This is a genomic window from Amycolatopsis sp. NBC_01480 (genome assembly GCF_036227205.1).
Lineage (GTDB): Bacteria > Actinomycetota > Actinomycetes > Mycobacteriales > Pseudonocardiaceae > Amycolatopsis.
The window spans coordinates 4,846,626-4,867,670 of the sequence record NZ_CP109442.1 but is presented as its reverse complement, the minus strand read 5'-3'; the positions used below and the strand labels follow the sequence as shown (position 1 = coordinate 4,867,670).

At 67.0% G+C, this 21,045-nt stretch carries 18 protein-coding genes and 1 pseudogene; 3 read left to right on the top strand and 16 right to left on the bottom strand.

All coding sequences use genetic code 11. The annotated features are described in order from the left end of the window. Positions 1-120: 120 nt before the first annotated feature. From OG371_RS23390 to OG371_RS23375, 4 genes are all read right to left on the bottom strand, one after another. Positions 121-690, bottom strand: coding sequence for a hypothetical protein (locus tag OG371_RS23390; RefSeq protein ID WP_329072569.1), 570 nt, complete (start codon positions 688-690; stop codon positions 121-123). Positions 691-757: 67 nt separating this feature from the next. Then, the gene (locus OG371_RS23385; RefSeq protein WP_329072567.1) at positions 758-1,756 is read right to left on the bottom strand and encodes a hypothetical protein; all 999 of its coding nucleotides are present in this window, start codon (positions 1,754-1,756) and stop codon (positions 758-760) included. A gap of 85 nt (positions 1,757-1,841) precedes the next feature. Further along, complete coding sequence (locus OG371_RS23380) at positions 1,842-2,744, bottom strand: hypothetical protein (protein WP_329072565.1); 903 nt, start codon at positions 2,742-2,744, stop codon at positions 1,842-1,844. Between the two features lie 341 nt (positions 2,745-3,085). Beyond that, positions 3,086-3,277, bottom strand: a complete 192-nt coding sequence (locus OG371_RS23375; RefSeq protein WP_329072563.1) for a hypothetical protein — start codon at positions 3,275-3,277, stop codon at positions 3,086-3,088. Positions 3,278-4,484: 1,207 nt separating this feature from the next. On the opposite strand from OG371_RS23375, the pseudogene OG371_RS47465 reads away from it, so the two are divergent. Continuing rightward, positions 4,485-4,565, top strand: a pseudogene (locus OG371_RS47465) (hypothetical protein); the annotation flags it as partial. Between the two features lie 26 nt (positions 4,566-4,591). Here OG371_RS47465 and OG371_RS23370 read toward each other — a convergent pair. The 3 genes from OG371_RS23370 to OG371_RS47455 form a co-directional block, all read right to left on the bottom strand. Further along, a complete protein-coding gene (locus OG371_RS23370) occupies positions 4,592-5,023 on the bottom strand; it encodes a hypothetical protein (RefSeq protein WP_329072561.1) in 432 nt (143 codons plus the stop codon). Continuing rightward, the gene (locus OG371_RS47460; RefSeq protein ID WP_442876178.1) at positions 5,023-6,828 is read right to left on the bottom strand and encodes an RHS repeat-associated core domain-containing protein; all 1,806 of its coding nucleotides are present in this window, start codon (positions 6,826-6,828) and stop codon (positions 5,023-5,025) included. The genes OG371_RS23370 and OG371_RS47460 overlap by 1 nt, the downstream gene beginning before the upstream one ends. A 2,344-nt stretch (positions 6,829-9,172) precedes the next feature. After that, positions 9,173-12,367, bottom strand: coding sequence for an RHS repeat domain-containing protein (locus OG371_RS47455; RefSeq protein WP_442876134.1), 3,195 nt, complete (start codon positions 12,365-12,367; stop codon positions 9,173-9,175). Between the two features lie 770 nt (positions 12,368-13,137). Here OG371_RS47455 and OG371_RS23355 point away from each other — a divergent pair. Next, a complete protein-coding gene (locus tag OG371_RS23355) occupies positions 13,138-13,686 on the top strand; it encodes a hypothetical protein (protein WP_329072556.1) in 549 nt (182 codons plus the stop codon). Between the two features lie 115 nt (positions 13,687-13,801). Here the strand turns inward: OG371_RS23355 and OG371_RS23350 are convergent, their stop codons facing one another. The 9 genes from OG371_RS23350 to OG371_RS23310 all read right to left on the bottom strand — a co-directional run bounded on the left by OG371_RS23350 (position 13,802) and on the right by OG371_RS23310 (position 19,387). After that, entirely contained in the window at positions 13,802-14,320 is a 519-nt protein-coding gene (locus OG371_RS23350; protein WP_329072555.1) for a suppressor of fused domain protein, read from the bottom strand. After that, positions 14,317-14,724: an ankyrin repeat domain-containing protein gene (locus OG371_RS23345; RefSeq protein ID WP_329072553.1), complete on the bottom strand. Its 408-nt coding sequence runs from the start codon at positions 14,722-14,724 to the stop codon at positions 14,317-14,319. The genes OG371_RS23350 and OG371_RS23345 overlap by 4 nt, the downstream gene beginning before the upstream one ends. Positions 14,725-14,780: 56 nt before the next feature. Beyond that, positions 14,781-16,091, bottom strand: coding sequence for a putative T7SS-secreted protein (locus OG371_RS23340; RefSeq protein ID WP_329072551.1), 1,311 nt, complete (start codon positions 16,089-16,091; stop codon positions 14,781-14,783). 2 nt (positions 16,092-16,093) lie between these two features. Beyond that, positions 16,094-16,435 carry a hypothetical protein gene (locus tag OG371_RS23335; RefSeq protein WP_329072549.1) on the bottom strand — a complete coding sequence of 114 codons (342 nt, stop codon included), beginning with the start codon at positions 16,433-16,435 and terminating at the stop codon, positions 16,094-16,096. 40 nt (positions 16,436-16,475) lie between these two features. After that, positions 16,476-16,883 (bottom strand): SseB family protein, encoded by a 408-nt coding sequence (locus OG371_RS23330; RefSeq protein ID WP_329072547.1) that lies wholly within the window; start codon positions 16,881-16,883, stop codon positions 16,476-16,478. A 370-nt stretch (positions 16,884-17,253) separates the two neighbouring features. Beyond that, positions 17,254-17,802 carry a hypothetical protein gene (locus OG371_RS23325; protein ID WP_329072545.1) on the bottom strand — a complete coding sequence of 183 codons (549 nt, stop codon included), beginning with the start codon at positions 17,800-17,802 and terminating at the stop codon, positions 17,254-17,256. A 313-nt stretch (positions 17,803-18,115) separates the two neighbouring features. Beyond that, positions 18,116-18,385, bottom strand: a complete 270-nt coding sequence (locus OG371_RS23320; protein WP_329072543.1) for a hypothetical protein — start codon at positions 18,383-18,385, stop codon at positions 18,116-18,118. Between the two features lie 208 nt (positions 18,386-18,593). Beyond that, positions 18,594-19,163, bottom strand: a complete 570-nt coding sequence (locus OG371_RS23315; protein WP_329072541.1) for a hypothetical protein — start codon at positions 19,161-19,163, stop codon at positions 18,594-18,596. Beyond that, a complete protein-coding gene (locus OG371_RS23310; RefSeq protein WP_329072539.1) occupies positions 19,160-19,387 on the bottom strand; it encodes a hypothetical protein in 228 nt (75 codons plus the stop codon). Before OG371_RS23310 ends, OG371_RS23315 begins: the two co-directional genes overlap by 4 nt. A gap of 865 nt (positions 19,388-20,252) precedes the next feature. Between OG371_RS23310 and OG371_RS23305 the strand changes: the two genes are divergently transcribed. Continuing rightward, complete coding sequence (locus OG371_RS23305; protein ID WP_329072537.1) at positions 20,253-21,002, top strand: SDR family NAD(P)-dependent oxidoreductase; 750 nt, start codon at positions 20,253-20,255, stop codon at positions 21,000-21,002. Positions 21,003-21,045: the final 43 nt, after the last annotated feature.

Here is a 21,045-nt window from a genome sequence, read left to right as displayed (position 1 = left end):
GCGCCGCCTACGGCACCGGATTGGTCTGGTCGGGCAAGCTGTTGGCGGCACCGATCGCCAGGTTTTCGAAGTCGATGAAGACGGCGACCTGATCGGCGTTGCCTGGGCCTGTGGCGGCGGTCATGCCGGCGCCCCGTTCGTCGTCGTCGACAGCGTTGCGGAGTTCAACTTCAGGGAGGGCTCGTGGGGGATGACCCGGCGCGTGACCTTGGTCGAGTTCAGGACGAGACGGTCGTGTTTCACGAGGTGCTGCCCCGGTACCGGCGGATCCGGGTCAGTGCCGCCAGCTATTCGCGGCGGCGAATGCTCTGGGCCAGTCTTGCCAGCATCGACGCCGAAGAATGCCACGAGGTGATAAGTCAGCGCCAGGAGGCGTGGAAGCAGCGGCAGCAGCAGGAAGCCGAGGCGCGCCGGGAAGCCGAGGAACGGCAGCGTGAGATCGAACGCGAAGCCGAGAGAATCCGGCTGGAGCAGCAGCGCGAGCAACAGCGCGCCGAGCAGCAGCGACGGTGGGCGGTTCAAGCAGAGCGCGACCGGCAGCGCTGGGAAGAGGAACAACGACATTGGCAGGTCGCGGAGCGGGAGCGACTGGCGGCGGAGCAGGCCGCAGAGCAGAAGCGCCAACGTCTGGAGAGGATCGATGACGGCGCTCTCCGAATTTGTTCCTGTCGCTGATTGCGTGATCAACATGGGGTTGGTCTCGCAATCAGCGACAGGACCACTTTCAGGGAGCGCCAATAGCCAACGCTTATCGAAGTCAGGAAACGTGGGGGCAGGGTTTGCTGTTGGGGCCTGTGACGCCGCGCAGGCGGACCAGAGGGCCGGCACTCGCGCTGACGCCCGGGTCGAGTGTGCACACCGAACGTCCGATGACGTTGTCGGCAGCGATATAGCTGACCGTCCGGTCCTTTTCGACGAGAACGGTGAACCACTTGTCGGCAGTGGACAGCACATAACCCACAATTGGCCGCCCGGCTTTCGTGGTCACGATTTCCGGCGGCACCCATGGCCGCCGGAGGATGAACGCAGGATCGCTTCCGGTCGCCGGGATCACGTAGAACTCGGCGACGACACCTACCAGCGGGACGCTGAACGCAGCGACAGCCATCGCATAGAGCACACGCCATTTGACATTCCGACGCCGCTTGTCCTTCTCGTCCAACCGCAGCACGTCACGTTCCAACGCAATCCACTCCCTTCGCTGCTGCGGGGTGGCCTTCATGTATGGCAGATCGACAGATGTGAATTCACGGCGACCAGTCACATGGTTGAACCCCTCTTGGAGGAGATCAATTTTAGTGGCCTCGTTGTCGATCTTCCTGACCTTCTCCTCGATGTCCTTCTCCAGGGCGTCAATCGAGGGCCACCTCAACGGTTTCGGTGTCGCCGCCCACGCCGCGATCAAGCTCAGCAGCGCGACGACCCACAACCCCGGGTAGGTGTACTGGACGGGCAGAAACGCCGGCCCCTGATCGAGGATGTGCTGCCAACCCTCCCGCCAGGTGACCTTGGCCGAAGACACGAGAATTGTCGACACGGCGGCCATGACTGCCAGGAAGTATCGGCGGGCGATGACCAGCCACACCACGAACAATGGCAAGAACGGAGGCAGCAGCGGCACGACCGTACCCACCAGCGTGCCGACCAGACCGCCGGTGGTCGCGATCTTCATCGCCACCGTCGGGTCGAGGTTCGCGATCAGCAATAGTCTAGTGGCCACCGCAATCGCCACCACGGACGGCGACAGCAGCAACAACCTCAACCAGCGTGGAAACGTCATATCCCCTCGGCATTCATGGGCAAGGGCAGGCGGCTCAATGCTGAAACGACGCTGGCCAGCACTACTCTGCGCATCCGGTCCAGGCGGCAATGAGCGTCCCGTTGGCACGACCAGGAAGGATGTGCACCACGTCGGCGTCCGCGTCGCGCACGGTGTAGATGCGGCTCGCGGCGCAGTCCCACAGCGTCGACACGCCGCCCGACTGGTTAAGCACCACCAACAGGCGAGGCAACTGCACCTGCGGCGGCGGCATGATCGCATAACCTGGGGGATTCGCCGCCAGCTCCGGCGGCCGTCGTCGCGGATCGTGCCAGCGCACGTCGACCCAGCCCGAGCGGATACCGATCAAGTCGAGCCGCACGGAAGCCTGCCCGGATGCGCGAAGGAACTGGGCGCCGCTTGGAATCCATTCGTAGAGGATGACCGTCGCAAGGATCACTACTGCGGCTGCGGCAGCCGCGGAAGCAGCCCGGAGGCCCCAGACCGCGCGAAAAACCATCCACACGACCGCAGTCCCTAACCAGCAGCACAACACGTTCACCCCCGCACTGATCACGGGCAGGTCAGGCAACGACTGATCTATTGCCATGACGATAACCAGGCCGACGCCGAGAACCGGCGCGGTCACCGCGACTGGCCAGCGTGCGCTGAGCCGTTCGGGCAGCTTCTTGTGGATGAGGTTCCCTACGCCGATGCCCATCGTGAACAGCAGAACCAGGCAGAACCCGAAAATCGAAGCGAGCGGCACGATCCGCAGCAACGCCGAGAGCTTGTCGATGCCCACCTCATCCGGGTTCAGCCCGAACGCGCTGAAGAAACTGTCCTGAGCTGCGTACCCGAGCGCGTACGCAGCGGCCGAGCCGAATACCGCTACCGCACCAAGGTCGGCTGCGAAACCCGTACGACCAGCGCGAGGCCGAGTGTCCTCGCCGTCGGTCGTGCCATCAACAACTTCACTCGTCACGGATGCCCCGGTGCTGGCTCGCAGTCCCCGGCCAGATGATGCGAGCCCGCCGATACTGCCAGTCGTTGTGCTTCTGCGACGCCGACGGCGTCGCGTCATCTTCCGCGTTCACATGCCCCCCTGCCACTGCTCACCACCACGGCGATGCTGAAGTCGCGCACCGTCCAGTTGTCGGCGATCAAACAAGACGCCTCCCTCGGCCGTGCAGTCTAACCGCCGGAACCGGCCTCAGCCGCTGATGCAGCCCGCTAGGCACGAACTCGGCGAGGCGTAGCCCAACGGTCAGGGCGGCGTCCGCCCGAGGTTCGGACCGGTGCATGTAGGTCCGCGCGGATCGAGAGTCAGTGCTCGTTCAGGAAGGCCGTCTTGACCAGGTCTGCGGCGTCCACGAGCGGACCGGTGGGGACGGCCATCTCGCCCTGGGTTGTCAGGTCGTTGCTGTCTTCGGTGAGCACCCCGGTCACGCGCGCGGAGGTGGCCTGCGGGTCGCGGGCCACGAGCACGTAGTCGTCCTGATCGGTGCGCCACTCCACGTTCGGCCGTAACGGGGTCCGGCGGTGTCGTAGACATGGCTTGATTCAGCAGCCTGGTTTCCCATTCGGGCGGCGATTCCAGCGTGATCGCCAGCCGGTATCCGGTGTCTTGTCGACAGTATTCGAACGACAGCCGCATCCCTTCTGGGATCCGCCCGAACCGCCGTGCTAAAGCCGCGAGCTGGCGTTGTTTGGGTGCCTGGTCAGTCGATACCAGGACGCGATGATCGACTGCGTCCTGGAGTTTCTGCATGAGCTTGTCGACCGGTCCTCGCTTCTGCGCAACCAGCTTCGTAGCCGGCGTGACAGTAGGTCCGGCTGTGCTTGGCTCGGGCCGCTTCCGCGTGCCCGGCGCTGGAGCCTTGGGGGGTTGTTCAGGTCTCTTGGCGTCAGAAGGCGACGAACGGTGGCGGCCGTCTTCCATAGGCAGGTATGCGTTGTTCTCGAGGTAATAGACGCCTTCCTTGGTGATCGAGGCAACCCATGATGGGCCGTGGCCCTTCACGGCGAGCAAGCCTCGGTTGTGCAGCGCCCGAGCCACCGAACGGTGTGACCAATCGTCGTAGACTCCCGTCGCGCACCCACACGAGGACTTCCCGCTGAGCCGCGTTGAGGGGCATTTTGCGACTGGTCATCGTGACGCTCTCTCCTCGAAGGAACTGAACCGCTCGTGGCCGACGCTATTGTCGACTCTGTAGGAGCGCGACTGTGCCCGAGCCCGGGAACGGCAGGGCTCACAGACCGCGCAACCGTGCCACGACGGCAGTGTCGAGACGATCCCAGGTGGGCTGTCGTCATGCCTTGGTATCGGCCCACCTTCGGGGTACGCAGGGACCGGCCCGGGCACTCAGCTGGGTAACCTCAGGTTGTGTAGAAGCCTGGGGTGCATGGACGAGGTGACTGGGAAGAAATGTCGACCGATTCGATTCTCGGACCTGGCGAGGGACGTGATGGGCGCGCTGCGCCGGTAGCCGGCCGCGTTGCGGTGACGCTTACGGCGGGGCTGGACGGCGCGCTGTGGGTTGGTGTTGACGGCGCGGATGTCCAGGAGTTGGCGGCCAGGATCAGTGCGGTGTGTGACGCGCTGGCCCGGGCGCAGTCATCACTTGTAGTGACCACCGCAAGGCGCGGGCCTGCCGCGTCCCGAACAGCTGGGCGCCGTCGCGTGACGGTCAGGTCCGCGCGGACCTGACCGTCAAATGCCCCGGTGGCGGAGCCGATCCTGCGCATCCCCGCGGAAGACGAGTCCGCAGACGTACGGCGAAACGTTGCCAGCAACCCATCCGTTCCGCTCGGCATCCTCACCCTCCTGGCTCATAACTCAATCAATTCAAATTCGGGAGCATCAAGCCGGATATCGATCGAGTTCCCGTGGTTGTTGGTGAACGTCGCCACCGATTCTTCCACTGCTACCCCGTAGAACGGGTTGGAGTGAAGCAGTGACACGACCCAGACCAGGCTTCCCATGGCATCCAGGCGCGCGAAGAAGCCCTCCGATCCCATGGCACCCTCACCGCAGACCACCGAGCCTCCTCGGGGCAGGGACGCCTCGGCGCTGACATCGATATCGAGGACATCCTCAGGGTCGGCCAGCACGTCATTCAGGTCGAGCGGGGCGCCGATCTCGAACCACGACAATGCAGGACCGTCAACGTCGACCGCCCAGGCAGGGCCGTCGACCCTGTAGAGCCCGTCGCGAGCAGGAGTGGCGCCCGAGGCCCACAGCCGAAGAAGGCGTTTGTTCACTACTTCCCCTCAATGTCAGGTCGCTCGTAGAGGCCCTGCCAGGGTACCCGACACCCGTTCTCGTCTTGGTTACGCTTGCTAGTCATGCGTTTTTCAAAGCTCTTGTCCCAGTTCATTCCCGACGTCTTAGCCGGGTTTGGCGAATTCGGATCGAGACGTTGAACCTTAGCCTTGTAGCCTGGTATCTGTTGCCGAGCTTCACGCGCAGCGTCCAGCCTTCGGTTGTCGTAACTGACCAACTGGCCAGCACGGTCAAGTACCTTCAGCGCTGTGCCCGGCCGGTTCCAGTCCCAGCTTCCATCCAGCATCGATGAAACGTAATCGTTCGGCGAAACGGTCCGCTGCGAGAAGTTGATCAGGTTCGGATCTACCCAGTCGCCATCCTCTGGATCGGGCATACAGGATCCCGCACCGGGTCCTGCGGGTGGAACTGTTGTCGGAGGATCGGCCGGCGCACCGGCTCGGCCCTCGGCACCTGCCACAACCGAGTCTTCGTGGGTGCCGCGTTGTTCTTGCTTGCCAGCGCCGGCCTGAGGGTTGGGGGTGTTGGGGTAGCAGCCTTGGATGGTGCTGGTGAGGGTGAAGCAGCCGCCGAGGGTGGGGCCGAGTGCTTCGCCGAGGCAGTCGATTTCGGTGCCTTGCAGACCGCAGCCGCCGAGATGGTCCATCGGTGAGCCGACGTCGGTGTGGCCGGAGATGTCGTCGGAGGTGCCGACGATGACTCGTTCGGCTTGACTGGGGTCGATGGTGGGGATCGCGTCGGACCAGGTGTAGGTGGCCCATTCGTCGAGGAACCCCGGGAGTGGCTGGGTGAAGCCGTTGGACCAGTAGAGGGTGATGTATTTGTAAGTGTCGATGTGCTGGGTGTAGGTCGTAATGCGGTAGCCGGGGGCGTAGGTGGTTTTCTCCGGCTCCATCCAGGACACCGGGACCCGCCGCGTGACGGTCTTCACCACGGTCGGCGGAGGCGGTGGTGGGGGTCTGACCGCGGCGGGAGTGACGTAAGGCTGAGCAAGCACGGGTGCGGCGACGGTGGGGATGCTCACGGCGTCAGTGCCGGTGGCGAGCAGTCCTTGCAGCAACTCGATCCCGTCGAGAGCGAGCAGGCCCCAGCCGACCACCGGGACGAACCGGCCGCCGATCTTGGCCGGGATTTTCGCCCATACCGGGAGTTTCGAGAGCCATTCGAGGCTGTCGCCGACCGCGGCACCGAGGTCCCCGGCCCAGCCGCCGATAGTTCGGGTGACGTCGTCCAGCCAGTTGCCGGCACCCCAGTCCCACGGCAAGGCGGAGTGCCCGCTGGGGTCGACGGTGCCGATCGGGTCGCCGGCCCCGTAGAGGTACCGGTTCGTGCCGGCCGCGTTCTCTGCAGACAGCGCGCTGCTGTCACGGCTGGTGAAACGGCCGCTCTGCGGGTCGAGCCAGCGGGCGCCCATCCAGACCGAGCCGGTGCCGGTGTCGGTCCAGTCGCCCTGGAACCCTGCCGCGGTCGTGGTTCCGCTGGCGGCACGGGACTCGCCGGTCGGGGTGAACGACCGGGTGCCCTCGAAGGTGTTGCCGACCCCCAGCAGTGCTCGGATGTCGCCGTGGTTGTCGGGCAGGGTCAGGTTCGAGCCGCCCGAGTTGCTCACGCCCGTGGCTGCGCCGCCGGGGCCGCGGGTGATGGTTTCCTGCTGTGCCGGGTCGGCGGCGGGGGCTAGGACGGGGTTGTCTTCGCCGCCGGCGTAGCCGAAGGAGACGTTGTTACGGCTGGCGATCCGGTCAAGTGAGTCGTAGGTGTAGCCGATGCCGTGGTCGTTGACCATCCGGTCGAGCCCGTCGAACACGGTCGAGGCGGACACGGCGGAGCCGGCGGCGTCGGTGGTGGTGCGTCCGGCGGTGGTGCCGCGCGCCGTGTAGTCGTAGGTCGTGGTGGACTGGCCGGGCAACTCACGGGACAGCAGCTGGTTGCGGGTGTCGAATGTGGAGTGTTCGGTGATGACCGGGCTGGCACCGGTCGCGGTGCTGGTGGTCGTGAGCCGGTTGCCGACGCCGTCGAGCCGGTAGGTTTGCGAGGGTGCACCGTCCGCGGGTGTCCAGGTCTTCAGCCGGCCGGCACCGTCGTAGCGGTAGGTCCCGCCGTAGGTGAGGTCGGCAGTGCTGGTCTTGCTGGTGACCTTGCTGTCACGGTCGTAGGTGTAGGTCAACGTGTCGACGGGGGCACCGTTGGCGGACAGGGTGTGCCCGGTAGTGCGGCCGAAGTCGTCGTAGCTGGGTGTGCGTGTGGCGTTGTTGATGTCCTGTGTGGCGATGCTGCCGTCGTCGTTGTAATGGGTGGTGACTGCTCCGGCGTTGGCGTAGGTCTCGAAAAACGGGTCGCCGACCTGGTCGTAGTAGAAGTCGGAGGTGCCGCTGGCGTCGGTGCGTTCGCTGGTTCGCCCTGCCGCGGTGTAGCCGAACGTGGAGGCGCCCGCGGGGCCCTCGGAGTGCAGCAGCAGGCCGCGGTCGTCGTAGGTCAACGTCTGGGTGCCGCCAGGGTCGATGACGGAGGTCACTCGACCGGCCGGGTCGTAGCCGAGCGTTCTGGTTGCGGCAGGGGTGTTCGGGCCGGCGCCGGTTTCGCTGGTGAGGTTGCCCGCCGCGTTGAAGACGCGGCTGACGGTGACTCCGCCCGGGCGTTGCTCGGTGTTCGGCAGACCGGACGGGTCGTAGCCGGTGGTCCAGGTGCGGTCGGCCTCGGCGGGGAACGTGGCGGTCGGCGGGTCGATCTCGCGTTCGGGCAGCTGCCACGGGGTGTAGGTCTGCCAGGTCGTGTTGCCCTCCGCGTCGGTGACCCGGGTGCGGTTGCCGGCGGCGTCGTAGCCGAAGGAGGTGGTCAGGGTCGTGTCCGGGTCGGGGTGCTCGGTGATGGAGCGCAGCTGGTTAGCCGAGTCGTAGGTCCGTTCGCTGCGGCGCCCTTCACCGGTGACGATGGTGATCGCGTTCCCGGCCGCGTCATAGGTGGTTGTGGGACCGGGAAGCTGCTGGCCCGGCCCGGCGCCGAAGACGCTCGTCTGAGTAGGCCGACCGGCGTCGTCGTAAGTGGTGGCCGCCGTCCGGTTGAACTGGTCGCTCTGGGAGACGAGGTTGCCAGCGAAGTCGTAGCGGTAGGTCATCTTGCCGCGGCCGGGATCGACGCTGGTCGTGTCTCCCGCACCGTTGTGGCCATACAGGATGACCACGTCGTCGGGATCGGTCTGGGACATCAGGCGTCCGGCGTCGTCGTAGACGAACGTCGTGCTGTAGCGGACCGGTTCGGAGCCCTCGACGCGGACCACACTGGTCTTCGCGGTGACGTGGCTGAAGGCGTCGTAGGCGAAGTCGACGACTGCCCCGGTCGGGCCGGTCATCCGGCTCAGCAGGCCGCCCGGTGCGTAGTCGTAGCGGGTGACCGGCGTCTTGTCGCCGTCCTTCGGGCCGGTCTGGCTGGTCAGGTCGCCATAGGCGTCGTAGGTGTAGGTCACCAGCCCGCTGACCGCGTCGGTCTTCGCGTCCAGTTGGTTGAGCAGGTTGTAGTGGTACCGCACCACCCCGTCGGTCGGGGCGCCGCCGGGGGCAGTGTAGGTCGGGCTGTGCACTGCGAGGGTCTGTCCGAGGCGGTCGAACTCGGCGGTCGTCACGCCTCCGCGCGGGTCTCGCAGGTGCTCCTGCTCCCCGAACGCGTTGTAGCCATACGTGGTGATCGAGCTGATCGTGGCGGCGGCCTCGTTGTAGTCCTCGACCTCGTGGGGCGGGCCGCGCTCCTCCACGACGCGGCCCGTCTCGTCGTAGCGGAGACTGGTCGTGAAGGCCTCCGGGGTCCCGGCTGCGCCCCGGGGATCGGTGATAGTCAGCACCCGGCCGTACTCGTCGTAGGTCTTCGTGGTCACCAGGTCACCGGTCGACGCGACCACGCGGGTTTCGGTGAGCCGCCCGCCGTCGTCGTACCCGAGTTTGGTCGTTTCGCTGCGGTACTGGTCCGACAGCGTGGCCTGTATCGGGCGGCCCCACTGGTCGTAGGTGTAGTGGGCGGCGCGACGCACACCGGTGGGGTCGAGGACCTGGTCGGTCAGGTGGCCCGCGACGGAATAGCTGCTGGTCGTGGTTCGTGTGCCGGCGGCCGCGACCTCGGACGTGACGTTGCCCAGCTGATCATAAGCGCGGGTCCACAGCTCCACTTCGCGTTCCGCGGTAGTGCCGCTGGCGGGGACAACCCGGGCCGCGCGAGTCGGCAGCCCGTCGCTGCTCCAGCGGTAGCGAGTGACCTGACCGGTGGCGTCCATCTCGGAGAGCAGGTTGCCCGCCGGGTCGTGTCCGTATTTCGATGTCGGTCGCACGACCCCGTCCGTGCTGCGCCGGTCGACCTGGAACAGCCGGGCCTGGCTGTCGTAGTGGTAGGTGTCGACGTTGCCCGCCGGGTCGGTGACCCGTCGCGACCTGGCCCCGCACGTAGGTGTAGCGGTAGACCGCTCCGTTGGGGTTGCTCAGCTCGGCCAGTGTGCCGTCCGCGGCGTACTGGTAGCTCGACACCCGGATATAGGGATCTGCATCGGCCTGCCCGGGATGTGCCGCCAGCCAGCGTGCCGACGCGGGCACGTCGGAGTCCGTTTCGGACCGCAACCGGCCGTCACCGTCGAAGACGCGATCCACTACCAGCTGATGGGCTTCCCCGGTCACCGCATCGGTGGTGGACGACTCGGTGACACCGGACAAGTTTCCAGCCGTGTCATAGCGGTAGGTGGTGCGCGCGCCCTGCGGATACGCCGCCGAGTACTCCACCTTTGCCAGCATCCGGCCAAGATTGTCCCGCTCCACCGCTATCCGGGCGCCCGTCGCGGTATTGCGTAGTTCGGTCACATCGCCCGCCGCGTTGCGGCCGTAGGTAGTGGTTCCCGCGCCGTTCGTCACACTGAAGAGCAGGTCTTCCGGAGAGCCAATGCCGTTGGTGTAGCTGTATTGCTCCGCACCCACCGACGTTCCGGTGTCATGGGCCGGGGTCCGAGACTGCAGAAGACCGTGGTAATCGGCGTAGGCGAAGGTCTCCGGTACATACGGCTTTGTGTATTCATCATAAGGTGCTGCCGAGGTCATCCTGCTATTGCGGGGATCGGTCGCGTCAGCGAAATAGTCGTAGGAGTAGTTGACGCCGACGATGTGATCGGGGCTGCGGTAACTCCAGCGCGTGCCGATATCACCATTCGGGTTCGGGATGATGTGGGTAACCTCGAAGTTTTCGTTGAAGAACGTCTCCAGCCGCCCGGTGTAGGGGCTGTAGTTCCACAACCGGTAGTTCGTGGTCGCGGTACGCACCGGCACATGGTCCAGTTCGATCAGCCGGTTCAGCTCGTCGAACTTGTAGGTCTGGTCCTTGCCGTCGCTGGTCTGCACTGTGCGGCCGGCCCACCGGTTGACATGATCGAGATAGTCCTGCTGCTCCGGATCATTCGGTGGCAGATCGAAATACTGGAAATCCGTGCCCTGCGCAGTGTCGGCCGCAACCTCGACCCGCGCGACCTCCGCGGCTCCCGGTGCGCGGTAAACAACCCGGTCCAGCGGCCGGCCGGCCCGTGATGTCCCGCCCACCAGCCGACCGGCGCTGTCGTAGCTGTAGCGCTCGCATCCCACCCCGATCTGGCACACCTCGTCTAGCAGGTCGCACCCCGTGTAGTGGTACTCGATCCGGGTGGGCGCCTGCCCCGGCTGCGGCGCCTCCGTGGTGATCGCCTTCAGCAACTCCCGGCTCCGGCAGCCCTGGTCGACACCCGGCGGGTTCCACTCGACCTGCATCCGGCGGCCGGAGTTGAGCTGGGTCAGCCCGACGACTCGGCCCTCACCGTCCCGATCGAGCCGCAGGCTCTTGTTGTAGATCGCGGGACGCACCACGATCTCGGTGAGCTGGCCGGTGCCGCCGGCGAACCGCAGCACCTCGCCACCGCCGGTCTGGACCTCGTAGAAACCACCCACCAGCCGCACCGTGTTGCTGGATCCGGTATCCAACCTGGAGGCATAACTGCCGTCCGTGTTCTTCCCGAACACCTGCTGACGACCATCGGGATAAGTCACCGTCAGCGCCTGCTGCCCCTCGTCCCAGCTGACCTGGGAATCGAACAAACCCAACCAGCCACGCCCCATCGCACCGACGTAGCCCGCCACCGTCGCGGCGCTGCTGTAGCCACGTGTCACTTCCAGCTTCGGCGCCGATTCGGTAGCCACCGCAAGATCGGTCGACTGCCGCGTATACATCCCGAACGGCAGCACGACACCCTGAACCGTCGCCAGGTTGAGACCGCTGCCGACAGTCCGCCACCGATCCGGCGCTGGCGGCACCACCGTCACCGACAGCACCGGCGACGTCGTGGTCAACGCGCCATCTGTGGCCTCGACCTTCCACCACACGGTCTCGTTCCACCGCGCGTAGCCGTCAGGCACCTGGTAAGCCCAGTGGTCCTGCCACCCACTGTCGCGACAAGACGCCGTCATCGCCTGGTCGCCGCACATGGTGAACCGGTAACGCGACTCACCGTTCGGGTACTTGTCCGGGTCATCCGCCACCGCGGCCAGCGTCGGCGTCCGGGACAGCGAGGTACCACCGTTCGGGGGCCCCAGCACCGTGATGTTCGGCGGGCGATTCGGCACGTTGTACTGGATACCGAGTGCGCACACCCCGTGCTCACTCAGCCAGCCATAACCGCGCACGAACACGTCCCACGCCACGTAATGGCTGCCCGGGCTCAAGCCCGCCAACGAAGCTTCGACGTCGACCGTCTGTCCCTGCCCAAACGCGACAGTGATGTCCTGCTGCGGATTGCCGTCGTACTGCACCCACGGCAGACCCGACGGCCCACCCAGGTGATAACTCACGTATGCCGCGCCCGCCGCGAGCGAGCCTGCGCCGGTCATGGTCAAACGCAGCTTCTGCCGGCCCCCGGTCGGCAGAAACGGCGGTGCCGTCAGCCCGAGGTCCTGCCAACGCAAGTCATAGGGCACACCCCCGTCCCCGCAGGACACCCGTGCGGTCGCCGGAGCTGCCGACGTCACCGGCGCCGCGGCACCCGCGACGTGCACCTGCGTCAACTTCGTGCGCTCTCGCGCCGCGGCGGCATCCGCCGCGGCGCGCACTTCATCGAGGTCTTTGCGCTGCGGCGAACCCACCGGCGGCAACTCCGTCACCGCTCGCGAACCGACCGAGACCTTGCCCAGATCCACCGGTGGCTGTTCCGGCACGCTGTTCACTGGCGCAGCCGCACCCATCCGCCCCGCCGCAACCGCTGCCGGCCCCGGCAACGCAGCAACCAACCCAGCCAGCAACGACAACACCAGCACAAACCGCATCAACCGTCCGGCCATCGACGTCCCCCCAGTCGCTCACTCAGAGAACGTGATCGCCAGCCCGCTGTCATCGTTAGGCGACAACAGCATTTGTTTCCCTAAAAACAGCACAATGTTCACGCAACAGGGCAAAAAGTACACAGCGATAGGCCATAGGCAGGAACCACCGCCGCCCATCCATGCCAGCCCGCCGACCCGGACCCGAGTTGCAACAGCTGAGCACCCACGCCACGTGGAAGAACACCGACGGCGGGCGCGCGGACAGGCTGTTCTGCGTCGCCTAATGTCTCTTCGGCCGACACGCTCGCGCCCCCGGACGGACCTGCGCCGTGGTGGAAGACGGGCAGTGTTGTCGAGCCAGAAGTCGAGGTGGGTGGCCGGTTCGTCGTGGCGGACGCGGAAGCCGGTCCAGTGTTGGTGGGCGGAGTAACCCAAGGCGTTCGCGAAGGCGACTTGGTCGCCGTGATCGGCAGGGTCGATCTTGAGGATGACAACGTCGGCGAGACATGGACTTCGCCGTCCTCGGTGGCGCCGCGCATGGGCACGAAGCCACTGCTGAATCCTGCCAGCTGTCGTCGAGGCCCAGGACGAAACCCGCGGCCTCCGGCAACCTCGGGTTGCGTGGGACCGCCCCGCGTCGTCGCGGCGATTCCTGCCTGATTGCACGCTTTGCGGTCAGATTGGTTGAGCTGTAGGTAAATTCTTCACGGCTTCCTGCGAAGGTCGGTGGCGTTTGCTCTGCTTGTGCCGGACGCTGAGGGCACTGATTTCTGGGGAGGAGCATTCCGATGTCTCGACTTTCACGGTTCGCGGTGCCGGCTGTCCTGGTGGCCGGTTCGCTGTGCCTGGTCATGCCGGCTGCGCATGCCACCACCACCGTCGCGCACACGCCGGCGGCCAGGGCGGCGAGTTGTTCGCAGTCCTACCTGCCGCTGCCGGACCCGGCCTGCACCCCGGGCGCCACAAACCCGGACGTCACGCAGGCCACGATCGGGTCGACGATCTGCGTGTCGGGCTGGACCGCCACGGTCCGCCCGCCCACGTCCTACACCAATGCGTTGAAGAAGCAGGGCATCGCCGACTACGGCTACAAAGACACGAACATGAGCGACTACGAGGAAGACCACTTCCTCCCGCTCGAAGTCGGTGGCGCGCCCCGGGACCCGAAGAACCTCTGGCCAGAACCCCATTCCGGCAACGAAAACTCCCGCAGCAAGGACTCCGTCGAGAACGCGGTGAAGAAGGCCGTCTGCGCGAAGAAGGCCACCCTCTCCGCCGCCCAGCACGCCCTCCTTACCGACTGGACCACCGCCGAATCCGTCCTCGGCATCGGCTGACCACCCGGCCGGGGCAGGGTGACACAGGCCGTGCCCTGGCTGCCGCGGCCGGGCCCGTGGCAGCCGACTCGGCTTGTGCTTCCCCCGCGCGGTCGCGATCCGGTCTGTTTCGCGGTTACCGTGTCACGTCGAGCAGAGGTGGATCGGTTTCCTCGAGGAAGTCGATGAGCGCGTCTGCGCCTGCTTCGCTGGCTCGCGCGATTTCGGTGCTGGTCAGCGGTATCAGGGTCATGATCTCGGCCAGGACCTGGCGATCGCCGTCGAAGACGACGCTGAATGTGTCCTCCAGGTAGGGGTGCGGTCCGACCAGGATTCCGCTGATGTCGGTGCGTGCCAGCAGTGGCTGCCCGTTCGGGATGATCTGGTTGTTGACCAGTCCTCTGCGTCCCTGCAGGACAAGCTCGAGGGTGGCGCGCACGATGTAGAGGGCGGCGCCGTCCTGTCCTGGCTTGACGGAGCAGACGAATTCCTGTGGATACACCGCGGCGATGGGTAGCCCGGCGAGGCCGTGGGTGGCGAAGCTGACGAACTCGGGCCGTTCGTGCCGCCAGATCTCCACGTTCCCGATGCGGGTGTCGACCTCGCCGGCTCCGAGGTGACGGGTGAGGTGCTCGTCGATGCGGGAATCGTTCACCGCTGCAACATCTCCGCCAGCTCGTCAGGGAACTCGTACTGTCCTTTGGCGATCTCGGCGGGGGTGCGGCCGTTTTTTTCCGGTGCCGACGTGTCTGCCCCGTGCTCCAGGAGCAGCTTGATCATCGTGCCGTCGGGTGACTTGCGCCAGCGGATCACGGCGAGATGCAGCGGGGTCGCGCCGGGTGAGTAGACCGCTTGCACGTCGGCTCCCGTCTCCAGCAGCGCCCTTGCGGCGTTGACGGCACCGTCCTGCACGGCGAAATGCAGTGGCGTGTACTGGCTGCGCGACTCGGCCAGATTGACGTCGACCCCGGCGGCCAAGCGGTCCTGCACACCGGCGACGTCGTCGTTCTTGGCGGCGTAGTGCAGCAGGTCCCGGCCTTCCCGATCCAGCTCTGTCATCTCGTCTCACCCCGCTCCCTGTTCGCGTTTCCACGGTACCTCAGCGTCACCGGTCATCACGGTGGTAGCTCGTAGCGGTGGCTGCGGTTGGCCTCGGGTCTCTCCAGCCGATAGCGATCGGGGTCGTTCTGGTCCTCGATCACCCGTTGCCGGTCGTAGCCACCCGCTTCGGCTTCCTGCTTGTAGCGCCACCATTCGTCGCCCGGCTGGTGCCCGAACTCGGCCTTGCCTGGTTCGGGCACGGTCATCCCGTTCGGGTCCGGTTTGCCGGTGTCAGGGCTGACCTTGACGAGACTGCCGTCCGGGTTGTGGGCGGCCGGGATCCGTTCACGGGTCGCCTGGCACACGAAGTCACCCGTCCCGTCCGGTTCCCGCTCTGCATCGCGATAGATCGCCCGCTTGGTGGACTCGCGCAGCTTGACCCGGTTGCGGGTCGGTTCGTAGATCGGGCGGGGTGCCGGTGCGGCCGGCTGATCGGGACCGTCGTGTCCGTCCGGTTTCGGCTCGCCGTCCTCGCTGTGGCCGCCGACGCGTTCCCTGAATATCTTGCCGGCACCGAAGGTGGCAAACCCGACGAGCACGTCGCCGGTGATCTTGCCGAGGGCGCGGTCACCGCGGCCCGCGGCCCAGTCGTCCCAGGCGACGATCTCCTTGAACGTGTCCACCGGGTGCGCCACGCTGACCGCCATCGCCGCGACCGTCCCGGCCGGGTCGGACATCAGGTCGTAGACGCCCTCGCCGAACCCTTTGACGCTGTCCCAGATGCCGCCGAAGAAGTTCGCGTCGGCTTGCCTGCGGGAGTCCTGCGGCGCCAGCGCCGCCTCAGCGCGTAGCGCCTCGGCGCACCGGTCGCCCTCGCCGGTGAGCTGCTGACGGGCCCGGGTGAGCAGGTCCCGGGCTGCCTGGCGCTGGGCCTCGCCCGGATCGGTGAACGGCGGGGCCGCGACCACGGTCGGGTCGCCGTGCTGCGCATTCGCCCGTGTCCTGGTGTCGGCGTCGGCGACCGCGCGGTCGTGGTCGGTCCTGGCCTGGCGGGTGGCGTTGTCGCCCTGCTGCCACTGCGCGATCGCCTCAGCGGCCTGGCCTTGTGCCCAGGACAGGCAGTTGGCGAAATCCGTCAGCGCGAGAGCGGCGTTGTCCAGGGAGTCACCGGCGTTGCCCCAGCGGGGGACCTCGGTCTGGTGGTCCTCGTGGAACTTGTCCGAGGCCGGTCCCCGCCACGCCCCGGTGTCGATCCGGTTGAGCGCATCACCCGCGGCGAGCGCCTCCCGCGCGCGTCCGTGCAAGACCCTGGCGTTCTCGAACACCGCGTCCGGGTCGCCGGGGATCAGGGCTTTCGGGTCGGTCGTCTGGCCGAGTTCCGCCACGCTCAAACCGCCCCGCGGCCCGGCTCGTCCGGGGTGACCGCGTCCCGGCCTGGATCGTCCTTCAGGGCTGCGGTGTTGCTGTGTTCAACGCCGCGGTAGGCCTTGGCTGCCTTGCCGAGCAGGTCACCGAGGTCGCCGGCGCGGTCGGCGAGTGCGTCCAGGCCCACGCTCCACCGGCCACAGAACTCCGCCAGCGCCCCGTGGACACCGTCGTGCCCGTACAGCGGCGGCTCTCCGCACAGACCACGCAACTGGAAGCTGCTCTGGTCATGCACGATCTCGCCCATGCTCGTCGACGCGCTCTCCAGCACGTCGACCTCGACATGAAAGCCGGGCCCATCCACTTTTGCTATTCCTCCCCTTCGTACCGCGACGACCAGCCCGTCACGCTGGCGCCGTAGTACGCCCTGCTGTAAGCACCTGCGCCCATGCCCGCGCCAGGGCATCCGGTGGCGCCATCCGGGCCAGCACCGGAAACCGGTGCTGGTCATCCGGATCGACCATCAGGCCCACGCCCGGCGGAATCAGCTCGAGTAGATCCGCGCCCGTCGTGGCGAAGTAGTCGCATTCACCCTCATATGCTGCAAGCCGCGCAAGCGTCGAGAACGCGACCATCCATCGCCCACGCTCCGCCAGATCCATCACCAGCAGACCAGGCTGCTCCGGCCGACGGACAAACACATTGGCGCCAGCGAAGGCATCCATGAAATCACCGGGGCCACGCAGGCCAGCCCGGATGTCGCGCGCGATCAGCGCCAGACGTGACTCAGCCTCCCCCCGGTCACGATTCACGGGCGGAACAGTACTGGCCGTGATCTTTCGACTCAACAACCGAGGGATACTTCACCCGCGTGCAGCAACATCGACATCACGTTCTCCAGACCGCTCACGACAGAACGACTGGCGCACCACGAACTACGGCGGGCTCCGGGGTGGAGTGGGGCGCAACGTCCCGGCCGCGGGGGTGCACGCGCAGCCGGGAGGAGCCGGGTCCCCGTGGGCCAGCTCGAACAGCTCCGGCGCCGGCTCGCTCCCCGGCGCTTAGACGAGCCGTCGCCGCGCCGAGCCCGCCGGCCATCCACGGGCCCAACACCAACGCGACCGCGGCGCTCAAGGGCCGTCGCTCCGGACCACATCCGCAGGCGACGGCACCCCGACGGCGCTAGGCCGTGATTCCGCCGGTGGTTGTCCGGGCGCGGATCCCGGCGAGCGTCTGGGCACGTGCGGTTTCGGCGCCGATCGGCTTGTACGGGCGGAACCGCACGCGCACGCCGCTGATCCACACGGCGTTGAGGTCGCCCAACAAGCTCACCCCGGGCCGCAGTTGCCCCGGGTCGACAGTGCCGGTGTCCGGGGCCTCGGCGAAGGCAATCAGCTCGCGCAGCACCTCGTGCGCGTACGGGCCGCCGTCCCAGTCGAGATCGATGTGGCTGTCGAGCGTGCGCCACCGGTCGCGGTGCATCGCTCCCTCGAGAGCGCCGCTCTCGCGGATCGCAAGCTCGATCGCACCGAGCGCCAGTTGGTGCCGCTCACGGGGCGGCCTGACGAACGGGACACGAACCCGGGCGCTCTCCCAGATCACCGGCAGGTGCCCGAACTCGGCGACTTCGGCGAGCTGGTCGAGGATTTCCCGCCGGGCCGCGGTGTAGTTGATGCCCCGGCTGGCCGCGCGCTCCCGGGCGGCGGTCTTGAAAGCCTGATCGTGGGTCATGTTCTGCTGCCTCACCACGAGGAACCACGCTTCCCCGCTGGTCGCGCGAACACGTGTCGCTGGCATCCGGGGGCACGCGATCACGGACCTTGTCCTCGGCGCACCCGAGGTCGGCGTGGCGACCATGGCGCTCGGAGAGAGGCCTGCGTGCCGGCCCGTCCGAGACTGTATCCAGCCGTGTCGACTGCGGCGACCCGGGCGGCAGTCGTGCAAGTCGGGCTCGGCCGCCGGCACTCAGAAGGTGCGCCGCATTGACGACATGACCGCCTCCACGGAGATCGCCGACGAGCTGCTCCTGAAGCCGGGCGGCGTTCTAGTGGCCGTGTCCTCGTCCGTAGTCCCGGTCTTGCCGTAGTCGGGTCATCGGCCGGTACATGTGGGCTGGCACGTAGTGCTCCACCACCGTCTGCCATTGCCGGTCCGCCGAGAGCAGCTGGTACTTCACCAGGCCCAGCCGCCCGCCGCTCGCCCACGAGACCTCGGCCACGAGGATCCCCGCAGCTTCGTAGCTGGTCTGAACGCCGCCCGGTATCGACTCGTGCAGGTGGCGCGGGGAGACCGGGAACAACTTCGGCACGTTCACCCAGACATGCCGAGGTGGATCGATTCGCCGCCAGCCCGCTGGACCTGATGATGTCGAACGCATGTTCGATATCATCGCTCTCTAAGTAGCGGGCCGCAACGCCGGGTTGCGGTATCGCCGCAGGCCACATGGCGCCCCGCAGAGGAAACCCGCGCTGGGCGGCGCCGACCGGGATCGTCACGCAGACCCTGCGGTTGACGCTGATGACTCAGCATGCCTCGTCCAGCTGTGGCCGGATGGTGCGCACAAGCCAGCGGTACGGCGCGGGACAGCGCACAACCTCGACCTCGAGCCGGTAGCGGCGGGGCTGCCCGGGGTTGGCGAGGTTCTTACCGGCATCGCCTGGCCGGTCGCTGACCAGGCGCTCGGCGGATGCGTCGAGGCAGTCGACGATCACCACGCGGGCCGGCTCGACGGTGGAGACGGACCGGGCTTTCGGCGCGCGGTGGTACTGCCCCGCCATGTGCGCCGGGATGGACGCGAGGTCCGCGAGTTCATCGACGATGGTCGTCAGCGCCGGCTCGGCCAGGAGATGCGCGAACGATGCCCGCCAGTCCTGGGCGCCCGGGGATGCTTCGGCGTGCTCGCGCAGCTGCCAGTACTGCCGGTACACCTGCAGCGCGGCCCCTGCCATGGCGTGTTCGGGCGTCGGAATCCACGAGGGCGACACGACACTCAGGCTCGGCGGAACGGCCGACTGTACCGTGGTGTTCGAGCAGCCGGCGACGGCCGTGGCGGTGATCATCAGGCCTGCGACCGTGCACCTGATGCGGGTCATCGGAGCCTCCACGCGGTCGGCGGTGTGGCGGGCCCAGCACGGGGCGCCCGCCACGCCGCGGAGGGATCAGGCAGGGCCGTCGTACCCGGGCTGGCAGCCGACGCCGCTGTTCCACCAGGCGTCCCCAATGCGCCACGGAATGACCGGCTGGATGTCCGTCGTGCCGGGCCGACGCAGTAGTGGTAGATAGACCCCCAGCGGTCCTCGACGTCGAGCATCACCATCGAGCCGGTCCCACCGTCACAGTGCCGGAACGTGCCGTCTCCGAGGTAGCCGCACGCTTCCGCGGCCGACGCGGGTTTCGGGGGCTACGGCGGCAGAGGCCTCGCCGGCGGCCGCGCTTCCGAGGGCCAAGGTGGCGAACCCGATGAGCAGTGAGCGGCGAACAATACCGGATGTGAACATGTTTTCGCCCTAGACAGGTTATCTGCGGAATCGGAAACCGTTCAGAAGAACGTCGAATAGCGAGAGGTGAGAGGGCGGCTATTTTCCCGCGATGGACTCCACGTCGTCCATCGCGGCGATGAATCCGTGTGCCGGCTTCTAGGTGGCGCAGGTTGGACACCAGGGGCGGCCGGATGGAGGTTCCGAGGTTGACAAGGTTGGTGCGACGCGGTGGACCCCGCGTGGGCGTTGGGGTCCACCGCGTCTGGCATGCCCGGGCAGTGGTGGCTCTGCCGGGCTGGACAAGGTCCACGGGCGGTGCGGCTCGCGCTGCTGGGCGGCGCCTGACGACACCGAGGGTGCCGCCCAGCAGCGCTGCGAATCGGCCTGGCGATGCGGTGACCCAGTGGCGCCGGGGCCGGGCATCGCCGGAGGGGGAGGTGGTCGATTCACATGGATCAACCATCGCGAATGTGCCGCCCGGAGGGAAGGATATGACGAGCACAAATGTGTGCTGATCTTGTGCTGAATGTGTGCCAGACTTGTCAAGATGGAAATTGTTTCCACCTTGCTTCTGCAGGCACTCCGGGGGACTTGTGGTGAATGTTTTGGTTCGCCTGCGCGGAGGGCGCGTCAGTGGATCATGAGGTTGTGCGCTGGTAGCGTCCGGAGCCGTCGTCGGAGCGCAGCGTACGAGGGGATTCGATGGGGAAGCTCGCAGGTCGTGTCGCGGTGGTCACGGGCGGGGCGACGGGGCTGGGCCGTCAGATCGTCGAGGTGTTCGCGTCCGAGGGCGCGGCCGTGGTGATCGCCAGTCGCAACGGCGTCGCCTGCGAGGAGGCGGCGGTGCAGGTCCGGCGGGACCATGGTGTCGAGGCTCTGGCGCGCTCGTGCAACGTCGGGTCCTGGGATGAGTGCGGTGCTTTGGTGGACAGCGTGCACACGCGTTTCGGCCGTGCGGATGTGCTGGTGAACAACGCCGGGATGGCGATCCCGTACCGCAGCGTCGACGATCTCGACGAGCGGATGTGGCGCAAGGTGCTGGACGTCAACCTGATGGGCACGATCGCGCTGTCCCAAGGATTCGCAGCGCACATGGCGAAGGCCGGCGGCGGGTCGATCATCAACGTGACCTCGACCGGCGCGGTGCGACCCAAGGATCCCTTCGTGCCCTACGCCGTGGCGAAGTCGGCGGTCAACACGCTCACCCAGGCGCACGCGCAGAGTTTCGGCCCGCTCGGGGTGCGGGTGAATGCGATCCAGTGCGGGCCGTTCCGGACGAAGATGGCCGCTGGGTGGGATGAGAAGACGGTCGCGCTGCTCGAGCGGACGGCTGCGCTGCGGCGCATCGGGGATCCCGGGGAAATCCGTGCTGCGGCGTTGTATCTGGCTAGCGACGACTCCGCGTTCGTGACCGGATCGGTCCTGCAGCTCGACGGCGGGGCCACGTTCTGATCGCGTCATCCCATCGGTGACAGTGCGCTGCGGCACGGCAGTC